Annotated in this window: 21 protein-coding genes; 4 read left to right on the plus strand and 17 right to left on the minus strand. The window is 65.7% G+C overall.

Annotated elements, in window-relative coordinates:
• From AC3WRI_RS20635 to AC3WRI_RS20695, 13 genes are all read right to left on the minus strand, one after another.
• Nucleotides 1-366 (minus strand): T6SS effector amidase Tae4 family protein (locus AC3WRI_RS20635; RefSeq protein WP_492293970.1); only part of this gene is annotated, 366 nt, incomplete at its 3' end.
• A gap of 3 nt (nt 367-369) precedes the next feature.
• A complete protein-coding gene (locus AC3WRI_RS20640; protein ID WP_143010756.1) occupies nt 370-936 on the minus strand; it encodes a PAAR domain-containing protein in 567 nt (188 codons plus the stop codon).
• 9 nt (nt 937-945) lie between these two features.
• A complete protein-coding gene (locus tag AC3WRI_RS20645; RefSeq protein ID WP_234788267.1) occupies nt 946-1,362 on the minus strand; it encodes a PAAR domain-containing protein in 417 nt (138 codons plus the stop codon).
• Between the two features lie 292 nt (nt 1,363-1,654).
• A complete protein-coding gene (locus AC3WRI_RS20650; RefSeq protein WP_492294001.1) occupies nt 1,655-2,599 on the minus strand; it encodes a branched-chain amino acid ABC transporter permease in 945 nt (314 codons plus the stop codon).
• Nucleotides 2,600-2,670: 71 nt separating this feature from the next.
• Nucleotides 2,671-3,555, minus strand: coding sequence for a branched-chain amino acid ABC transporter permease (locus AC3WRI_RS20655; RefSeq protein WP_011616641.1), 885 nt, complete (start codon nt 3,553-3,555; stop codon nt 2,671-2,673).
• Nucleotides 3,556-3,565: 10 nt separating this feature from the next.
• Nucleotides 3,566-4,303 (minus strand): ABC transporter ATP-binding protein, encoded by a 738-nt coding sequence (locus tag AC3WRI_RS20660; RefSeq protein ID WP_010813254.1) that lies wholly within the window; start codon nt 4,301-4,303, stop codon nt 3,566-3,568.
• A gap of 17 nt (nt 4,304-4,320) precedes the next feature.
• On the minus strand, nt 4,321-5,094 hold the full coding sequence (locus AC3WRI_RS20665; protein ID WP_439672436.1) for an ABC transporter ATP-binding protein: 774 nt from the start codon (nt 5,092-5,094) through the stop codon (nt 4,321-4,323).
• A gap of 49 nt (nt 5,095-5,143) precedes the next feature.
• Nucleotides 5,144-5,833 (minus strand): DUF2848 domain-containing protein, encoded by a 690-nt coding sequence (locus AC3WRI_RS20670; RefSeq protein WP_010812507.1) that lies wholly within the window; start codon nt 5,831-5,833, stop codon nt 5,144-5,146.
• Between the two features lie 67 nt (nt 5,834-5,900).
• Nucleotides 5,901-7,127: an ABC transporter substrate-binding protein gene (locus tag AC3WRI_RS20675; RefSeq protein WP_011616637.1), complete on the minus strand. Its 1,227-nt coding sequence runs from the start codon at nt 7,125-7,127 to the stop codon at nt 5,901-5,903.
• A gap of 47 nt (nt 7,128-7,174) precedes the next feature.
• Nucleotides 7,175-8,518 carry an amidase gene (locus AC3WRI_RS20680; RefSeq protein WP_492293972.1) on the minus strand — a complete coding sequence of 448 codons (1,344 nt, stop codon included), beginning with the start codon at nt 8,516-8,518 and terminating at the stop codon, nt 7,175-7,177.
• Between the two features lie 2 nt (nt 8,519-8,520).
• Entirely contained in the window at nt 8,521-8,901 is a 381-nt protein-coding gene (locus tag AC3WRI_RS20685) for a cupin domain-containing protein (RefSeq protein ID WP_010812510.1), read from the minus strand.
• Nucleotides 8,902-8,946: 45 nt separating this feature from the next.
• Nucleotides 8,947-10,431: a 4-hydroxyphenylacetate 3-hydroxylase family protein gene (locus AC3WRI_RS20690; RefSeq protein ID WP_010812511.1), complete on the minus strand. Its 1,485-nt coding sequence runs from the start codon at nt 10,429-10,431 to the stop codon at nt 8,947-8,949.
• 36 nt (nt 10,432-10,467) lie between these two features.
• The gene (locus tag AC3WRI_RS20695) at nt 10,468-11,001 is read right to left on the minus strand and encodes a flavin reductase family protein (RefSeq protein WP_439672434.1); all 534 of its coding nucleotides are present in this window, start codon (nt 10,999-11,001) and stop codon (nt 10,468-10,470) included.
• A gap of 369 nt (nt 11,002-11,370) precedes the next feature.
• On the opposite strand from AC3WRI_RS20695, the gene AC3WRI_RS20700 reads away from it, so the two are divergent.
• Nucleotides 11,371-12,594, plus strand: coding sequence for an IscS subfamily cysteine desulfurase (locus tag AC3WRI_RS20700; RefSeq protein ID WP_011616635.1), 1,224 nt, complete (start codon nt 11,371-11,373; stop codon nt 12,592-12,594).
• Here AC3WRI_RS20700 and AC3WRI_RS20705 read toward each other — a convergent pair.
• Nucleotides 12,591-13,133 (minus strand): MarR family winged helix-turn-helix transcriptional regulator, encoded by a 543-nt coding sequence (locus tag AC3WRI_RS20705; RefSeq protein ID WP_010812514.1) that lies wholly within the window; start codon nt 13,131-13,133, stop codon nt 12,591-12,593. The two genes, AC3WRI_RS20700 and AC3WRI_RS20705, sit on opposite strands and share 4 nt — an antisense overlap.
• Before the next feature lie 108 nt (nt 13,134-13,241).
• On the opposite strand from AC3WRI_RS20705, the gene AC3WRI_RS20710 reads away from it, so the two are divergent.
• The gene (locus AC3WRI_RS20710; RefSeq protein WP_010812515.1) at nt 13,242-13,823 is read left to right on the plus strand and encodes a nuclear transport factor 2 family protein; all 582 of its coding nucleotides are present in this window, start codon (nt 13,242-13,244) and stop codon (nt 13,821-13,823) included.
• A 10-nt stretch (nt 13,824-13,833) separates the two neighbouring features.
• On the opposite strand, the gene AC3WRI_RS20715 is transcribed toward AC3WRI_RS20710, so the two are convergent.
• Entirely contained in the window at nt 13,834-15,006 is a 1,173-nt protein-coding gene (locus AC3WRI_RS20715) for a M20 aminoacylase family protein (protein ID WP_454750291.1), read from the minus strand.
• A gap of 25 nt (nt 15,007-15,031) precedes the next feature.
• Nucleotides 15,032-16,375, minus strand: coding sequence for a DUF3100 domain-containing protein (locus tag AC3WRI_RS20720; RefSeq protein ID WP_492293974.1), 1,344 nt, complete (start codon nt 16,373-16,375; stop codon nt 15,032-15,034).
• 187 nt (nt 16,376-16,562) lie between these two features.
• On the opposite strand from AC3WRI_RS20720, the gene AC3WRI_RS20725 reads away from it, so the two are divergent.
• Nucleotides 16,563-17,483, plus strand: a complete 921-nt coding sequence (locus AC3WRI_RS20725; protein ID WP_010812518.1) for a LysR family transcriptional regulator — start codon at nt 16,563-16,565, stop codon at nt 17,481-17,483.
• 18 nt (nt 17,484-17,501) lie between these two features.
• On the opposite strand, the gene AC3WRI_RS20730 is transcribed toward AC3WRI_RS20725, so the two are convergent.
• Nucleotides 17,502-18,737 carry a CaiB/BaiF CoA transferase family protein gene (locus tag AC3WRI_RS20730; protein WP_010812519.1) on the minus strand — a complete coding sequence of 412 codons (1,236 nt, stop codon included), beginning with the start codon at nt 18,735-18,737 and terminating at the stop codon, nt 17,502-17,504.
• A gap of 125 nt (nt 18,738-18,862) precedes the next feature.
• Here AC3WRI_RS20730 and AC3WRI_RS20735 point away from each other — a divergent pair, with 125 nt between their 5' ends.
• On the plus strand, nt 18,863-19,708 hold the full coding sequence (locus AC3WRI_RS20735) for an IclR family transcriptional regulator (RefSeq protein WP_371258387.1): 846 nt from the start codon (nt 18,863-18,865) through the stop codon (nt 19,706-19,708).
• Nucleotides 19,709-19,720: the final 12 nt, after the last annotated feature.

Raw genomic sequence — 19,720 nt, forward strand, 5'->3', positions numbered from 1 at the left:
GTCCCGCCCTGTAATATTCTCCGCCTTCCCTAGTCCGGCAAAAGGTTGCAACTTCAACCATTCCCCGAGTTCGTTTGCTCGCGTGGCAGTGACCTTCCCGTCTGCGGGAAGAATAATACGCCCGATACTCGGCTGCCCCGACAGCGGCTTCACAAGCTTCGATGAAAAGGACTTCATCTCGATGCCGACTCGATGAAGAGTAACACTCATACGGATCGCGCACTGATCGGAATAGGCCGGATTGTCGTATGGATTACCCGACGGATAATTTTCCCAGAGTTCCTGAAACGTTACCACCTTAAGCTGCACTTCCTTAATGGAGTTCGGTGTCGCGTTTGTTGTCACGATCGTTTTCTTATTGGGCATACCTCATACCTCTATCTGTTTTGCTAGAGCGTCATCGCCCCAATAAATTGCGTACTCGTTGAGGTTCTTTGTATATATGCGAGGTAACTTGCGGCTTTCGTCTATACACCCGGAGAATGCCCGCCCGTCGGGCGTCGCGATGAAGTAGGGGTAGCCTTCCAAGGGTGTATTACCCGCTCGGACTCGGACTTGCTCGTCGTAGTCACCTGTCGCGGGCGAAGTCAGGTTCGAAGAGGCCAAGGACGCGGACGATGGCGGCGGCGGCGCATTGCGGCCTCCCCGGTTCACCTCAATAATGAAATCCATCCGCGAGTGGATGACAACCGGGTGAGTCGGGCACTTGCAATTGACTCGCGCACCAGTCACCAACATCTGTTTGCCATCTACATCGACGGCCTGATAACAGTCATTCATCACCGGCCCGCCCACCTTGCAGGCGGGGCAGGTTGCATGGTCGCCTTCGACACCGACTATCAGGTCATGATGGAATATGCCGCGGCCCGTGGCGAAGAGTATGCCGCCCGAGCTTGTCTTGTCTCCGTTCCGGAGTGCGTAGCGAATATCCGGCATGACGGCCTCTTAGGCGCGCACGGAATAGTAGGCGGGATCGAGCAGGCCAAGGATAGACTTGTCTGCCGATTCGTGGAATTCCAGCGCCGTCACGGGACTGAACACAATAGTGTCCCCATTGCTCAGGGGGCTGCCGATGAGGGCCACCGGCACGCCTGCTGACTCGCACGCCTTGCCTGCGCCCGCCATAATCACCGCCGTACTGCCATCCTGGTAGGTCGCCACGTCGCCAACCCGGACGATGGGACGGCCATCGTAGCTTTGATTGCCGGAACCCTTCACGACTTCACCGCCGTTGGCGGTCTTCGCACCTTCGAATGCTGCAACGTAAATCTTCTTGGTTTTCCTGTCTTGCATCATTGATCCTCGGTTGGAAACGGCTGGTTTGCCGAATACCATTGAGCCGAAATCGGCAGTGGGGATCAATCAGACATGGCCTAAATTTGGGGATGATTTTTCAAAGGCTTTGCATGACGGCCGGGCGGTTTGAAGCCTATTGTTCGCGGGACGACCGCGACCGGCCTCCTGGCTGTGGGGCGCTCGGTGCGGCAGCCGCACGCTCGGCCTGCGCCCGCACTACCAGCTCCCCGATCGCCTGCGCGAGCCGCGTGTGGGCTCCCAGCCCCATCTTGTAGGCCGCATTGCGTGAGGGATACCCTCTCCCCGGCCCCTCTCCCGCAAGCGCGAGAGAGGAGAAACTCCTTGGACGGCTTTCACCTCATCCGGGTCCGCGCCCCAAACTCCCCACAATCCCCTTGCGGAAGGTCAGCACACATACGATGAAGATGATGCCCGTCACCATCGACACCGATTCACCGAGCCCGTTGAACCAGTCGATGTCCGTCACCGCCGCAAGGTAGCTGCCCAGTTCGCCCAGCTTGTTCTCCAGCGCGATCACAACAAACGCGCCGACGATCGGGCCGGTGAGTGTGCCGAGCCCCCCCAGCAGGGTCATCAGGATCACCATGCCGGACATCGACCAGTGCACGTCGGTCAGCGTCTCGAAGCCCAGCACCAGCGCCTTGATCGAGCCGGCCAGCCCCGACAGCGCCGCCGACAGCACGAAGGCGGTCAGCTTGAAGCGGTCGACGTCATAGCCCAGCGAGATCGCGCGCGGCTCGTTCTCCTTGATCGCCTTCAGGATCTGGCCGAACGGCGAATGCACCGTGCGCACCATCAGCGCAAAGGCGGCCACGATGATCGCCAGCGCCACGTAGTACAGCGTCAGATCGTCCGACAGCGGCAGCACACCGAACAGCTTGCCGCGCGGGATGCCCTGCAGGCCGTCCTCGCCGCCGGTGAACGGCGCCTGCAGGCAGATAAAGAACAGCATCTGCGCCAGCGCCAGCGTGATCATCGAGAAGTAGATGCCCTGTCGGCGGATGGCCAGCGAGCCCACCACGTAGCCGATCAGAGCGCCCGCACCGGTACCCAGGATCAGGCCGATTTCCGGGGTCACGCCCCAGACCTTCATGGCATGGCCGGCGGCGTAGCCAGCGCCGCCGAAGAAGGCCGCATGGCCGAACGACAGCAGCCCGGTATAGCCGATCAGCAGGTTGAAGGCACACGCAAACAGCGCAAAGCACATCACCTTGAGCACGAACACCGGATACGCACCGGCCAGCGGCGCGGCCAGCAGGCACGCCAGCACCACGCCGTACATCACCTGCTTTGGCAGGCGCCCCGCCGCCTGCTGCTGCCGCATGCCGATTGCGGCGATAGATTGTCCGCTCATCACTTCTCCTTTCCGAACAGCCCTGCCGGGCGCAACAACAGCACCACCACCATGATGACGAAGACAACGGTGGAAGATGCTTCCGGGTACAACACCTTGGCCAGCCCCTCGATCACGCCCAGCCCCAGGCCGGTCAGGATCGCGCCCATGATCGAGCCCATGCCGCCGATCACCACCACCGCGAACACGACGATGATCAGGTTCTGCCCCATCAGCGGCGATACCTGCATGACGGGCGCCGCCAGCACCCCGGCAAACGCGGCCAGCGCCACGCCGAAGCCATAGGTCAGCGTCACCATCCGCGGCACGTTGACGCCGAACGCCTCGACCACCTTGGCGTTCTCGGTGCCGGCGCGCAGGTAGGCGCCCAGCCTGGTCTTCTCGATCACGTACCACGTCGACAGGCAGACCGCCAGCGATGCCCCGACCACCCACACGCGGTAGTTGGGCAAGCGCATGAAGCCGAGGTCGGAGGCGCCCTGCAGCGCCTCGGGCGGTGCATAGGGCAGCCCGGACACGCCATAGACCGAGCGGAAGATGCCTTCGATCACCAGCGTGATGCCTAGCGTCAGCAGCAGGCCGTAGATATGGTCGAGCTTGTAGATCCAGCGCAGCATGGTCTTCTCGATCCCCACGCCCAGCGCGGCAACCACCAGCGGCGACAACAGCAGCATCACCCAGTAGCTGAGGCCGGCATAGGCCATGCCGGCCCACGCCAGCACCGCACCCAGCATGAAGAGCGCGCCGTGCGCAAAGTTGATGACATTCAGCAGCCCGAAGATGACCGCCAGCCCCAGGCTCAGCATGGCGTAGAAGGCGCCGTTGACGAGCCCGAGCAACAACTGCGACAGCAGCGCCGGGAGCGGGATTTCAAACAGATTCATGAGTCGCTCCTTATACGCCCAGCAGTTCATGCAGCACCGGCATCCTGGCCTGCAGCTCACTGGCCGCGAAGCGCTCGACGATGCTGCCGTGCTCCATCACGTAGAAGCGGTCAGCCAGCGGCGCGGCAAAGCGGAAGTTCTGCTCCACCATCACCACCGTGTACCCCTTCTGCTTGAGCATCAGGATCATGCGCGCAAGCGCCTGCACGATCACCGGTGCCAACCCTTCCGAGATTTCATCGAGCAGCAGCAGGTTGGCGCCGGTGCGCAGGATGCGCCCGACCGCCAGCATCTGCTGCTCGCCGCCGGAAAGACGCGTGCCCTGGCTCTGGCGGCGCTCCTTCAGGTTCGGGAACATCTCGTAGAGTTCGGTCTCGCTCATGCCCTTGCTGGTGTCGGCGCCCTTCAGCACCGGCGGCAGCATCAGGTTCTCTTCGCATGAGAGGCTGGAGAAGATGGCGCGCTCTTCGGGGCAATAGCCGATGCCGTAGTGCGCGATCTTGTGCGTCGGCAGGCTGATGGTCTCGTGGCCGTCGACCTTGATCGAGCCCTTGCGCGCCCCGGTCAGGCCCATGATCGCGCGCAGCGTGGTGGTGCGTCCGGCGCCGTTGCGGCCCAGCAGCGTGACCACTTCGCCGCGGTTCACGGTCAGGTTCACGCCGTGCAGGATGTGCGATTCGCCGTACCAGGCGTGCAGGTCCTTGAGCTCGAGCGCGGGTGTATTGGCGCGTGTGTTCAATGAGGTCATCTCGTTGGTCTCCCGGCTCAGTGCGCGCCCTGCAGTTCCGCGTCGGCGGTGCCCATGTAGGCCTCCATCACGCGCGGGTCCCTGGACACTTCCGCATACGGGCCTTCGGCCAGGATCGCGCCACGCTGCAGCACCGTGATCTTGTCCGCGATCGACGAGACCACGCTCATGTTGTGCTCCACCATCAGGATGGTGCGGCCCGCCGAGACCTTCTTGATCAGCTGCGTGACGCGGTCCACGTCCTCGTGGCCCATGCCCTGGGTGGGTTCATCGAGCAGCATCAGCTCGGGCTCCATCGCCAGCGTGGTGGCGATCTCCAGCGCGCGCTTGCGCCCGTACGGCAGGTTCACCGTCAGCGTTTGCGCGAACTCGGTCAGACCGACCTGCTCGAGCAGCTCCATGGCGCGGTCGTTGAGCACATCGAGCGAGCGCTCGCTGCGCCAGAACTGGTAGGCCGTGCCCAGCTGCCGCTGCAGCCCGATGCGCACGTTCTCCATCACCGTCAGGTGCGGGAACACCGCCGAGATCTGGAACGAGCGGATCATGCCCCGCCGCGCGATTTGCGCGGGTTTTTCGCGGGTGATGTCGATGCCGTTGAAAAGAATAGTGCCGGTGGTCGGCTCCAGGAACTTGGTGAGCAGGTTGAAGCAAGTCGTCTTGCCTGCGCCGTTGGGGCCGATCAATGCATGGATCGACCCGCGGCGGACTTGCAGGTTGACATCGCTCACCGCGGTAAAGCCGCGGAAGGCCTTGCCGAGGTTGCGGGTCTCTAGTATCAGGTCGTGGTGCATGGCCTTGACTCCGTGGCGCTGCCGCTTCGGTTGGAATCGCGCGGCATGCTTAGCCCGCCACGGGCAGCGCCGCGACCGCGTAGGCGTGGCGCAGCGTGCGCCCCAGCACCGGGTCTTCCAGCTCGATCTCGAAGCGCTCGGCCGGGCGGATGCCGCCGATCGCGGGCAGCGTGCCGCACAGCATGGCCGAGCCTTCGCCAAAGTCGCCACCATGGCCGCTGAAGCGCTGCAGCAGGTCCGCAGGAGAGCGCATGGCGGTCACCGGACCTTCCTGGTACAGCACGCGCTCGCCGTCGATGGTGGCGTAGGAGCGCAGCATCAGCCGGTCCCAGTGGCCTTCCACCTCGGCAAGGCGCCACAAGGCCGGGGCGCAGGGCTTCTCGCACATCTGCTTGGACACGGTGATGCCGTAGGTCTCGGCTTCGCGGTCGGTATGGTCCGAGGCAATGCCCACCAGGATTTCATCGCCGTCCCGGACCAGCAGGAACTCGGCTTCCCCGCTGCTGGCCTCGCCACTGACCTGGATCTCCGGGGCCGGCCCCAGGCGTTGCGCAGCGACGCGATAGAACACCGGCGTATAGGGCGGGCGCTTCACGCCCAACTCCTCCAGTTCGCGGATATGGGCTTCCATGGCTTCGACGTCGCGCCCGGTCCATCCCGCCACGATGAGCTGATGGATGGTGACGGTGCGCTGCGACTTGCCCTGGCAGCTGTCGAGTTCAAAGGTAAGGGTCTGCATGATCGGTTGCTCTCTGCAATGGGGTGGAGTGCCGGCTGGAATGCCGGCCTCGATGAGGGATGTGGGCTTACTTCCTGACCAGCGGGCAAGTGCTTGCGCTGAGCGGGCGGAACGCTTCGCTCGCGGGAATCACGCTCTTGATCTTGTAGTAGTCCCAAGGGCGCTTGGACTCCTGCGGCCGCTTCACTTCGACCAGGTACATGTCGTGCACCATCAGGCCGTCGGCGCGGATCGTGCCGTTCTTCGCAAAGAAGTCATTGACCGGGGTCTCGCGCATGCGGGCCAGCACGGCATCGCTGTCGTCGGTTCGCGCGGCCTGGATCGCCTTCAGGTAATGCGTGGTCGACGAATACACGCCGGCATGCACCAGGGTCGGCATGCGCCCGGTCTTGTCGAAGAAGCGTTGCGACCAGGCGCGCGTGGCGTCGTCGCGATCCCAGTAGAACGATGTGGTCAGCGTCATGCCCTGCGCGGCTTGCAGCCCCAGGCTGTGGATATCGCTGATAAACATGTGAAGCCCCGCCAGCTTCTGCTTGCCCGCGGTGTTGATGCCGAAGTCCGCGGCGGTCTTGATCGCATTGACCGTGTCGGCGCCCGCGTTGGCCAGGCCGATCACCTTCGCGCCCGAGGACTGTCCCTGCAGCAGGTAGGACGACAGGTCGGCGGAGTTGATCGGATGCCTGGCCTTGCCCTTCAGGGTACCGCCGACACTGGACAGCGCCTCGGTGCCGTCCTTCTCCAGCGACGCGCCCAGGGCGTAGTCGACCGTCAGGAAGTACCAGCTGTGGTCGCCGCGCCGGGCCAGTGCCTTGACCGTGTTGGCGGCAAAGGCGTAGGTGTCGTACGAATACTGGATGGTGTAGGGCGAGCAGTCTTCATTGCTCAGGCGCGTGGTGCCGGCACCGCTGGCGATGACGATCTTGTGCTTGAGCTTGCCCAGGTTGGATACCGCCAGCGCGACCGAGGACGGCAGGGCGTCCTGGATCACGTCGACCTTCTGGTTGTCGAACCAGCCGCGCGCCAGCGTGGCGGCGACGTCGGTCTTGTTCTGGTGGTCGGCGCTGACCACCTGGATGGGGGCGCCCAGCACCTTGCCGCCGAAATCGTCCACGGCCATCTGCGCGGCCACCACCGAGCCCTTGCCGCCGATATCGGAAAAGATCGACGACATGTCGGTCAGCACACCGATCTTGACCACGCCGTCGCTGATGGGGGCCGGGTCGGCTGCAGAAGCAGTCGCCGCGAACAGGGTGGCGCAGGCCAGTACGGCGGCGCCGGTACGGATATCAGGCATTGTTGTCTCCACTGTAGTTATGGGTACTTCTGTACTGCTGCGGGGGCTCAACCCCGCTCGTGCCGCAATGCCCCCTCGATGCCCATGCCGATGGCCAGCAGCCTGCGGTCGGACAGGTGGCGCCCTAACAGCATCAGCCCCACCGGTGCGTCGCCCAGGCGATGGCACGGGACCGACAGCGCGCACAGGTCGAGCATGTTGGCGATAGCCGGGTTGCGCAGCAGCAGCCGGTTGGTGCTGAAGAAGGCTTCGTCGTCGTCCAGGTCCGCGATGCGCGGCGCCACGACCGGCACGGTGGGCAGGACCACGGCATCGAATCCCGCCAGCTCGGCATCGGCCTGCCGGCACAGCTCGCCCCGGCGCTGCAGCATGCGCAGGTAGTCGGCGGCACGCTGCCCGTCAGCCAGCCGGATGCGCGACAGCACGCGCGGGTCATATCGATCGGCCTGCTCAGCCAGCAGGCTGCCGTGCCAGGCACTGGCTTCCGCTGCGACCAGGCCGCCGTTCGCGCCGATGCCGGCCAGCTGGTCCCAGCTGTCGAAGCTCACGTCCTGCAGCAGCGCGCCCGCCGCGGACAGCCGGCGCAGCGTGCGGCTGAAGACCTCGGCCACCTCGTCCGACATGCCTTCCAGCACCAGGCCGGTGGGCACCGCCAGGCGCAGCCCTGCCAGCGGCGCCGGCCCCGCGGGCGGCACCTCGCCCGCCATCACGGCATCAACTGCGGCGCAGCACGCCACAGTGTTGGCCAGGCAGCCCACCGAGTCATAGCTGGGCGACAACGGCACCGTGCCCTGCAGCGGCACGCGCCGCGCCGTGGGCTTGAAGCCGGCGATGCCGCACAACGCGGCCGGGATCCGGCACGAACCGCCGGTGTCGGAGCCGATCGCGGCCAGGGCCATGCCGTCGGTCACCGACACCGCAGCCCCCGACGACGAGCCACCGGGAATGCGGCCCGCCTGCCGGTCGTAGGGATTGCGTGGCGTGCCGTAGTGCGGATTGATGCCGACGCCCGAGTAGGCGAACTCGGTCATATTGGTACGCCCGACAAACACCGCCCCCGCCGCACGCAAGCGCGCAATGACCGGCGCGTCGGCACTGGCCGCACGCTCCGGCAGCACACGTGCGCCGGCGCGAGTCACGTCGCCCTGCACGTCGAACAGGTCCTTCACGGACACCGGCACGCCCGCCAGCGGGCCGGCCACGCCCTGCTCGCGCAGCATGTCGCTGGCCTGGGCCTGCTTGCGCGCCGCCATGCTCACGCCATGCGGGAATACGCGCGCGCCCTCGCCGCCTGGATTGCAGATACGTTCGACGCATGACGCCAGCAGGGACAGCGCGTTGGCGCTGCCCGCGGCAAGCTGGCGCTGCGCGGTTGCGATAGTCGCTTCCATGATCAGGCCGGGTCGTAGTAGTGGATCTCCAGCAGCATGCAGCCGCCGTCTGACTTGAACGGGCCATGGAAGGCGCCGGGCGGGCGGCAGGCGTAGGTGTTGGGGACGAAGGCCTCGCCGCCCTTGCCATTGGCGTCGTTGCCGACGGTCAGGTCGCCGCTGAGCAGGTAGACCTCTTCCCAGTACTCATGCACGAAGGGCGAGGTGGTGAACACGCCGGGCTGGAAACGCAGCAGGCGCGTACGGCTGCCGCTGCGGCCGTTCTCGTCCAGCGAGCCGGACAGGATCTTCTGCTGGATACCCGACGGATAGCCGTGGGGGACCTCCCAGCCGGACTCCAGGTCCAGGGTGTGGAACTCGTCGTGAAGTTTGGTGATTGCCATGTCGATCTCCGTGTTCGATGCGGGAATTGGGAAAGGTGCGGAAAGTCAGGCGGCCTGCGGCAGCTTGGCCAGTTCGCTTTCAAGGGAATAGCTGCCGAGCATGTTGTCGACCAGGCCGGATGCGTTCTGCCAGTCGTAGGTGCGATAGGCATGCCCCTTGGTGACAAAGGTGGCGCCGGCATAGAACATCTCGTACTGGTTGTGGCGCGACGCAAACTCGGAGCCGACCGCGTCCCAGGCGAGCTTGAAGAACTTGACGCGCTCTTCCGGGCTGCACACCGGCGACTTCTGCGTCTTGGCGATGATCCCGGCGAGCGACGGATTGGCGAAATCCTCGATGCTCGACGGCAGCATGATCATGCCGCCGCCGGCCAGCTCGCGCAGCGTGGCCAGCACCTTGCCGTAGAGCTGCTGGGTCACCACCTGCGAGCCGTACAGCATGCTGCGGTCCGGCACGAAGTAGCCATGCTTGCCGACCTGGCCCTTGGCCTCCATGCCGTAGACCCAGGCCTCGACCATGCCTGCTTCGGCGGCGAGCTGGCCCAGCATTTCCCTGACCTGCGGGAAGCTGTTGGTGCCGTTGATCTCGGTGATGCGGTGCGCCAGGCCCACCAGGAAACGCAGCTTCACCATCAGCCGCACCTGGCACTGGTAGTTCTGGTAGACGTGCGCCGGCGTGGCGTGGAATTGCCTGGCGCACAAGCCCACGTCGCCCGCGACGAAGATGCGCTCCCACGGCACCTTGACGTCGTCGAAATAGAGCACCGCGTCGTTCTCGTCAAAGCGGCTGGCCAGCGGGTTGTCGAACACCGAGGTGGCATTGGCTTCATACGACTTGCGCGACATCACCTTCAGGCCCTTGGTGTTCATCGGCACCGCGAAGGACAGCGCATACATCTCGTCGCCCTCGCGCAGCGGCTGGATGCAGCTGCAGAAGACCTCGTTGGCCATGATGCCGCTGGTCGCCAGCATCTTGGCGCCGCGCACGGTGATGCCCTCCGCGTCCTGGTCGACGATGCCCACCGCCAGGTACTTGTCTTCCTGCTCGTGCGCGGACTTGGACTGGTTGGCCTGCGGGTTGACGATCACATAGGTGAGGAACAGGTCGTTGTCGCGGGCATAGCGGTAGTAGTCGCGCAGCGCGCCGGCACGTGCCGGATCGGCCTGCTCGAAGACATCGATGCCCATGTACATGCCCGAGATGCAGGAAGCCACGTGGTCGGGCGAGCGGCCCATGAAGCCGTAGTGCAGTTCGGTCCAGGCTTCCAGCATCTGGCGGCGTTCGACCAGTTCGTTGTAGCTGGCCGGCAGCTCCCAGATCCGGCTGACGCGCCGGTCGGTGCCCGCCGGCTGGAAGGTCATCTTGTCGATATTGCCCGGCTGCGCCTGGAAGTCGTAGAGGTTGGCGTAGCTGCGGATCGAATTGCGGAAGGCCGGGTGGCTGGTGACATCTGTCACCCGCTTGCCGTCCAGGTACACCTCGCGGCCATCGCGCAGCATGGCGATGTGCTGGTTACCGGTCTTGATCATGTCGTTCTCCTGTGCTGACTGTCTGTTCTTGTGGATTCAGGCGGCGGCCGGGCTGTCTTCCAGTGCCCGGTACTTGCCGCCAAAGAAGATGAGTGGCCGGCCGTCCTGGCGGGCCTGATGGCGAAGCACCCTCCCGATAAAGATCACGTGGTCGCCGCCGTCGTGCATGGCATAGGGCTCGCACTCGAAGGTGGCCAGCGCGTCCGGCAGCAGCACGTGGCTGTCCTCGTTGCGCTTGCTGAAACCGATGCCTTCCCACTTGCCGGAATTGGCCCTGGCGAAGCGGTTCGAGATATCCTGCTGCGCCTCGCCCAGCACGTTGACGGCATAGCGCCGCGCGCTGCGCAGGTCGCCCAGGCTCAGGCAGCGGCGGTCCACCGAGAACAGCACCAGCGGCGGGTCCAGCGATACCGAGTTGAACGACGCCACCGTGATGCCGACCGGCAGCCCTTCTTCGCGCGGCGCGGTAATCACGGCGACGCCTGTTGCAAACATCGCCAACGCATTTCTGAAGCGGCGCTGCGCTTCGGCGTCCACATTGACGCCCTGACCGACAGATGACTCAGCCATCACGACTCCTACGCAAGTGTTGTCACCAAACCTGTTATTTTGTTTATTTACCTTTGTAACTTAGGTTTTATTGAATGCTATAAAACAACGGCATTCAAGTTGGTGGAAACCCTAGAGTGCGGAGCCGGACAGCTCCCGAGGCGACTCAATGAAATCCGGAAACCGTTGCTGGACAAGTTTTTCCGGCTAGCGGACAGGTGGCGCCACGCGGCCTGAATTGCAGCTGTCCGCGCGTCAAGCAACCCTACCGGCAGCATGGCGCTGCCGCGAACGGCCGCTACCCGGTGCTAGACTCGGCCCCACTTTCCTTGACCAGCGGGTACGCTTTGCCCACGGTCGTCCCCACATCCGCCTCCAGGAATGAGCGCCATGCAATCCGAGCCGAACACCCTTCCGATCTACATGGACTACAGCGCGACGACACCGGTCGACACCCGGGTCGTCGAGAAGATGGTTCCCTACCTGCACCAGCAGTTCGGCAACCCCGCATCGCGCAGCCACTACTACGGCTGGCAGGCGGAAGAGGCGGTCGAGACCGCACGCGCGCATGTGGCGGCGCTGCTGAATGCGGACCCGCGCGAGATCATCTGGACCTCCGGCGCGACCGAGGGCAACAACCTGGCGATCAAGGGCGCGGCGCATTTCTATCGCGGCAAGGGCAACCACATCATCACGGTCAAGACCGAGCACAAGGCGGTGCTCGATACCTGCCGCGAACTGGAGCGGCAGGGCTTTGAGGTGACCTATCTCGACGTCGGCACCGACGGCCTGGTCGACCTTGACGCGCTGCGAGCGGCCATGCGGCCGGACACCATCCTGGTTTCGGTGATGATGGTCAACAATGAGATCGGCGTGATCCAGCCAGTTGCGCAGATCGGCGAGCTATGCCGCGCGACGGGGGTGGTGTTCCATTGCGATGCGGTGCAGGCCGCCGGCAAGATCGCCATCGACCTGGATACCCTGAAGATCGACCTGCTCACCGTGACGGCGCACAAGGTCTATGGCCCGAAAGGCATCGGCGCGCTCTACGTGCGGCGCAAGCCGCGCATCCGCATCGAGGCGCAGATCCACGGCGGCGGGCATGAGCGCGGCATGCGCTCAGGCACCCTGCCAACGCACCAGATCGTGGGCATGGGAGAGGCCTTCAGGCTGGCAAAGCTGGAACTTGCGGAGGAAGCGCGCCGCGTGGGCGCGTTGCGCGACCGGCTGCTGGCGGGGCTGTCGCGGCTGGACGAGGTCTACGTCAACGGCAGCCTGGCGCACCGTATCCCGCACAACCTGAACATCAGCTTCAACTATGTCGAAGGCGAATCGCTGATCATGGGCATCAAGGACGTGGCGGTGTCGTCGGGCTCGGCCTGCACCTCGGCTTCACTGGAGCCCTCGTTCGTGCTGCGGGCGCTGGGCCGCAGCGACGAGCTGGCACATAGCTCGATCCGCTTTACGCTTGGGCGCTACACCACCGAGGCAGAGGTGGACGAGGTCATCCGGCAGGTCAGCGAGACCGTTACCCGCCTGCGTGAACTGAGCCCGCTATGGGAGATGCACCAGGAGGGCATCGATGTCGGCACGGTGCAGTGGGCCGCGCACTAGCCCTTCTGCCGGCGCGCCTGCAGATGTTCGAGATCCAGCGCGGCGCGATCGCCGTTGGCGACCAGCCGGTCGACCACCGAGCACAGCACCTTGAATTCGGTGCGGGAAACGCCGTCGAACAATACGTCGTTGATCTGCTGCTGCACCGGCAGCAGTTCATTGAGCAGACGGGTCCCGGCGGCGGTGATGGTCAGACGCATCTTGCGCTTGTCTTCGGGATGGGCCTTCTTGTCGATCAGCCCCAGCTTCTTGAGCTTGCCGGTCTCGATGGTGATGAACGGGCCGCTCAGGTGCAGATGGTCGGCGAGCTGGTTGACCGTCACCTCGCCTTGCTGCGACAGGTGCAGGATCGAGCGGATCAGCGAGTACTGGACCCCCGTCAGGCCGATCAGGCTGCCAAAGCCGTCGCGCACGGACAGCAGGCGCGCGGCAAACGGCAGCAGGCCATTCACCAGGTGCCGGAATTCACGGTCCGAGCCGTCGACCAGGCACGCCGGATGCGTTACGGTCAGGTTCTTATTTGCAGGAGTCGTTGCCATCGGCGGTATGTCCACTTAGCTTTTGATACAAGCTTTGTGCCAAATTCTAACAAACTCGCCGCAACACCCTGGCCGCCCCGCCTTTCAACCCATACCCCCGAGTCCAGCATGAACACAATCCCGCTCGCCACCGCCAAAGCCCGGCTGGCCCAATACGTCGAGGCCAAGGACAACAACCGCCCGGCGCTGATCCACGAAGCCTTTGCTCCGGATGCGTCGCTGACCTTCTCGATCGATACCGACTCCATCAGCTTTCCGCCCAAGGCCGAAGGCGCGGATGCCATTGCCTCGACGCTGGTCAGCGAGTTTGCGAAGACGTTCGACCGCTGCCGGACCTACTACATCGGCGACGTTGCGGCCGCGCTGGACGGCAACGCCATGACGATCCCCTGGCTGGTGGTGATGCGGGAAACCGCGGCCAGCGCCTTGCGCGTCGGCAAGGGCCATTACCGCTGGGGCTTTGCCGCCGGCGATGACGGCACGTACCGTATCGCCAGCCTGCATATCCATATCGAACGGATGGACACGATCGCCGATCCCGGCGCGGTCACGCTGGCGGCCCTGCAGGCGGCGCTGCCCTATCCCTGGCTGCCGGCGCCGGTGCTGGCTGCCGCCATCGAAGCGCACACCGGCGCGCAGCCCGCGCTGGGCTTCCTGAACGTGTTCGCGCAAGCAGCCCGCAGGTCCTGACGGGCGCGGATCATCTGGCCGGCAATTGCTGCGCGACCAGCGCCACCCAATACGCCGCGCCCAGCGGCAGGATCCTGTCGTTGAAGTCATAGTAGGGATTGTGCAGGGGCGGGTCTTCCGCGCTCTCGCCGGCGCCGATGCCGATATAAGCGCCGGGGCGCTTTTCCAGCATGAAGGCGAAGTCCTCCGATCCCATTGCCGGCTTGATATCGGTCTTCACGTTGTCGGCGCCCACCAGTTGCGCGGCGGCGGCAATGGCGGCGTCGGTCTCGGCGGGGGTGTTGACCACGCCGGGGTAGCCGGGGCGGTAGTCAATCGCGATCCGCGCCTCGTGGGTCGTGCCCACGCCCTCGCAGATCTGCCGCATCGCCGTCTGCGTGCGATCCCGCACGGCGGGGTTCAGCGTGCGGATGGTGCCGCGCAGCACCACCGACTCAGGCAGCACGTTCCAGGTATCGCCGCCGTGGATCTGCGTGATGCTGACCACGACCGAATCGGTGGGATCGGTGCGGCGGCTGGCAATGGTCTGCAGCGCGGTGATCAGGTGCGCGGACACGACCACGGAATCGATGCCGTGGTGCGGCTGGGCGCCATGCGCGCCCTTGCCGGTGATGACGATCTCGAAGTTGTCCAGGAACGCGGTCATGGTGCCGGCGCGGATGGCGAACTTGCCGCGTGGCAACTGGGGGAAGTTGTGCATGCCATAGACGGCATCGGCCGGGAACTGGTCGAACAGGCCATCTTCCACCATCACGCGGCCGCCGCCTTCATTCTCTTCGGCGGGCTGGAACACGAAATGCACCGTGCCGCGGAAGGCATCGCGGTTGCGCGACAGGTGCGCGGCCGCACCCAGCAGCATGGCGGTATGGCCGTCGTGGCCACAGGCGTGCATCTTGCCCGCGCAGGTGGAAGCGTGGGCGGCCTTGCCCAGCTCCTGCATGTTCAGCGCATCCAGGTCCGCGCGCAGCGCGATGCTGGGGCCATCGCCGTTGCGCAGCGTGCCGACCACGCCCGTCGTCGCCAGTCCCCGCTGCACTTCGATGTCCATCAAACCCAGCGCCTGCGCCACGATGCCAGCGGTGCGGTGTTCTTCGAATGCGGTTTCCGGAACAGCGTGGATGTCGCGGCGCCAGGCCAGCATGTCCTGGCGGATGTCGTCGGCAATATCGGGGTCGCGGTACATGGGTAATCTCTGCTACGGGTGGGATTCAGTGGAAGAACTCGGCAATCAGCGTGGCGCCGAGGAAGGTGCCGGCCGTGGCCGTCAGCGACACCACCACGATGCGCCAGCCGAGCAGCCGGAACACCGGCAGGTCCTTGGCCACCGAGAAGCCCGCCAGCGCCAGCACCGGCGTGGTGAAGGTCATGAAGTTGAGTTTTTCCGTCATGGCGATGACGGCGTCGGAGAACGGGAACATCCCCGGCACGCCGATCAGCGTGACCACCACCGACATCGTCAGCAGCAGCGGCACGCGCGGGAACACGCGCTTGAGCAGGTCGCAGGCCACCACGATGGCAATGGCTACCAGGATGCCCTTGAGCGATACCGACACCGGCACGTTGTATGACAGCTTGTTGCCGATCAGCACGCCGGCACCAACCAGGAACCAGCCCAGGGCGGCATCCCGCGCCGAGGTGCCGTGCGCCAGCGCGCCATCGAGCTTGACGTCCCGCACCTCGCGCATGGCGTCACGGCGCGAGAAGCGGCCCAGTACCGGCTCCAGCTTGCCGTACAGCCATGAGCACAGCGGCAGCGACAGGAACAGCGTGAAGTAGAAGCCGGCCACCGAGGTCAGCAGGTTCGACGCCGCGGCAATCGCCATGATCTCGGAAGCCTGCCCGGGGTGCTGCGCGACGATGGCGCCGACGGCCGCCGCCATCAGGCTGCCCGAGCCCACGCCGGCACCCATGGCCAGCGAACGCGGATCGAAGATGCCCAGGCTGCTGACAAACCCCGACAGCACCGCGATGAAGAGCGCGCCCAGCACGGTGCCGGTGATGTACTCGGCCAGCACGCCGCGGCCTTCCGGCGACGCCATGCCGTATTTCTCGCCGATGATGACGATATTGCCCTCGCGCCCGACCGAGAAGGTCGCGCCGACGGCCTCGCGCTTGATGCCCAGCAGCAAGGCCAGCGGCAGGCCCAGCGCCAGTGTCCCGAGCGCGTGCCCGAACTCCTGGAACAACAGCGCCCAGCCTGCGCCCTTGAGCTGCGGCAGCGCGCCGCCCACGGTCAGGCCGAGCTTCACCACGAACAGCAGCAGCCCGGCATTGAGCAGCCCGGTGGCAAGCGATTGCAGCGGCGCGTCGATGCGCACCGCGCGCGGCACGTTCCGGGCCGCGATGCCCCACGCCGCGGCCATCAGCAGCGCCCACAGCATCGGCATCAGCACGACCTTGCCGGGCCCCAGCTTGAACTGCACCGCGCCAATGGTTTCGGCAATCGCCACCACGACCAGCGTGACAACGGCCAGTCGTACCTTGCCACTGCCGGTGACGGCGGCAATCGGGGAAGCGGACGCAAGCGCCGGCTGGGCAATGGGGTTGGTCATCGGGTGTCTCCGCGGGAAGGCTGCTTATGTCGCACAAACGTGCTCTCTTCGGCATTCCGGTTCGATCTTGACCGCTTACCGAAGGATCGGGCTAGTATTCCGGCGCCTGAGCGTTTCATCAATGATCGTGATATGGGAAACTTGTTGCATTCAATGCAACGCTCAACCGGAGTGACACGTGCTTTCGATGGACGACAAACTTGACACGCGGCGCGTGCGTTACTTCATGCAGGTGCTCGACAGCGGCTCGGTCCGCGGCGCCGCCGAAGTCCTCGACATGGACCCCTCAGCCGTCAGCCGGGCCATCGCCGTGCTGGAGAAAGACTGCGGCACGCGCCTGCTGGAGCGGCACGGCCGCGGCGTGGTTGCCACCGAGGCGGGCGATCTGCTGGCCGCCTACGTGCGCAACCAGAACAACCAGAAGCAGCAGTTGCTGGCCGAACTCGACAGCATCCAGAAGGTGGCGCGCGGCCATATCGACATCGTGGCGGGCGAAGGTTTCGTCGAATGGCTGATGCGCCATAGCCTGCGCACCTTCATGCTGGCCCACCCGGGCATCACGGTGGACCTGTCGGTGGGCAGCACCGACGAGATCGTGCAGCGCATTGTCGATGGCAGCGCCCATATCGGGCTGGTGTTCCAGCCCCCCAAGGACGCGCGGCTGCGCTGCCACCACGCCCATCCGATGCCGATCCAGACCCAGGTGCTGGCCTCGCACCCGCTGGCGCAGCTGGGCCGGCCGCTGGACCTGCAGGACCTGCTGCCCTACCCTGGCGCCACCCTGCACCGGACCTTCGGCGTGCGCCAGCACATCGAGGCCGCAGAGATCAGCGAGGGCGTGCGCCTGCAGTCGCTGCTGACCACCTCGTCATTCAATGCGCTGGGGCACTTCGCGGCGGCGGGGCTTGGCTACGTCCTGTGTACGCGCCTGGCCTTGTGGAACCAGCTTAACGAGGCGCCCGTGGTGTCGCTGCCAATGAAAAACCCCCTGCTTTACCAGGGGGAAATCCAGACCGTGTCGCGCCAGGGCCGGGTGTTGTCGCCGCCGGCGGCACGGCTGTTGCGGCAGATCGTGGGGGACTTCTCGGCGCTGATGACTGGGGAGTGAGCCTTCGCGCCCGGTGTGTCAGACCACGCCCTCCGCCCGCAGCCGGACCAGCTCCTCATCCCCGATACCAAGCCGCCCATAGACCTCGGCATTGTGTTCGCCCACATCCGGCCCGGTACGCGGTGACGGCGGCGCATAGCCCGAGAAGCGCGGCACCACGCATGGCGCCGGCACCGAGCCCAGGTCCGGATCGGGCAGCCGCACGATGGCCTGGCGCGCCGCCATCTGCGGGTCGTCGACGATATCGGCGATGCTGAATACCTTGCTGAATGGCACCTGGCACTGCTCCAGCCGGGCCGCCACGGCGGCATAGGGCTGCGCGGCAAACCATTCGGCAATGCTGCCGTCCAGCGCTTCGATATTGCGCACGCGCCCGGCGTTGGTGGCGTATTCCGGCGCCTGCGCCAGTTGCGGTGCGCCCATGGCCTCGGCCAGCCGGCGGAAGGTGGCGTCGGAGGAGGCCACTACCGTGACCCAGATCTCGTCCGCGGTGCGGTACATGTTGGACGGCGCCGCGTAGGTGGTGCGGTTGCCGGCGCGCTGGCGCACATGCCCCAACTGTTCATATTCGATGGCCAGCGGATCCAGCAGGCGGAACAACGCCTCGGTGGCGGCCAGGTCGATCTCGCGGCCGCGCTGGCCGGGCCTGGCGCGCTGCTCTGCCACCGCAGTGGCAATCGCAAACGCGCCGAACAGCCCGGCGATCATGTCCCCCACCGGGTAGTTCATATGCATCGGTCCGCTCTGCGCGGTGCCCGCCAGGTTGGTGAAGCCGCTCCTGGCTTCAAAGATGCGGGCAAAGCCGGGCCGCGCCGCATCGGGCCCGGTCTGGCCGAAGCCGGTCAGCCGCAGCACGATCAGCTTCGGGTTGGCCGCATGGAGGGTGTCGAGATCCAGCCCCCAGCGCGTGAGCGTGCCGGTGCGGAAGTTCTCGACCAGCACATCGAACTGGGGCAGCAAGCGCAGGAAGATCTCGCGGCCGCGCGGCGTGCGCACGTCGAGCGAGATGCCGCGCTTGCCGCGGTTGGTCACCTTCCAGTACAGGGCGTGGTCCTCGGTAACCGGTTCAAGCCCGCGCAGCGGATCGCTGCCGTCGGGCAGCTCCAGCTTGACCACATCGGCGCCCATGTCGGCACACAGCGTGGCGGAAAACGGGCCGGCCACCACGGTGGCCATGTCCAGGATGCGCAGTCCGGCCAGTGGGCCTGTGCAGTGTGCGTCTGGCGATACAGCGTGTGTGTCCTGGTCTTGCATGGCGGGCCTCCGGCGGCATTGGCGTCTGCTGCAAGGTGGCAGGCGGCTTGCCCGGATGCAAGCACGGTTTCGCTGTGCGGAACTGTCGTGCTACAACATTGACGCCCCCATTCCCGGATCCCAGCATGGAACCCAAGCAACCACCGCACAGCATGGACCGCAACCCGGAACACCTGCCCCTGCCCGGCCTGGCCAGCGAGGATGCACTGGCCACCGACCGCCAGTTCGCCACCAACCTGGCGCGCGGGCTGGAGGTGCTGCGTGCCTTCACGCCGTCCAGCCCGGTGCTGGGCAACCAGGACATCGTGGCGCGCACGGGGCTGCCCAAGGCGACGGTGTCGCGGCTGACCTACACGCTGGGGCTGCTCGGCTTCCTGAGCCGCGTGCCCGGCAACCAGAAGTACCGGCTGGGCGCCGGCGTGCTGGCGCTGGCCTACCCGATGCTGGCCGGGCTGGCGATCCGCCAGGTGGCGCGGCCTTATATGGAGGCCATTGCACGGGAAACCGGCTGCACGGTGAACCTGGGCATGCGCGAGCGGTTGTCGGTGGTGTACGTGGACAGTTGCCGGCTGGATCCCGGCAACCTCTACCAGCCGGACATCGGCAGCACCCGGCCGCTGCTGGCCAGCGCGATCGGCCGCGCGATCTTGCTGGCCTGCAGCGCAGACGAGCGCACGGCACTGCTGAACCGGCTGCGCGTGGACGATCCGGAGCGCTTCAACGTTGAGCGCCAGATGTGGGCGGACGACCAGAAGCATTTCCGCGCCCACGGCTACTGCCTGAGCCGCGGCGAGTGGCGGCCAGAGATCCACGCGATCGCGGCACCCGTGCGCCAGTCGCTGCACGAAGACCCGTTTGCGCTGAACTGCACCATCGCCGCATCGCGCAACCGCGACAACATGCTGGAGCGCGAGGTGGCGCCAAGGCTGCGCGAGGCAGTGCGGCAGATCGAACTGAGCTGCGCGCGCTAGCCGGCAGGACGC

The sequence above is a fragment of the Cupriavidus sp. FW305-27 genome, from assembly GCF_058787995.1.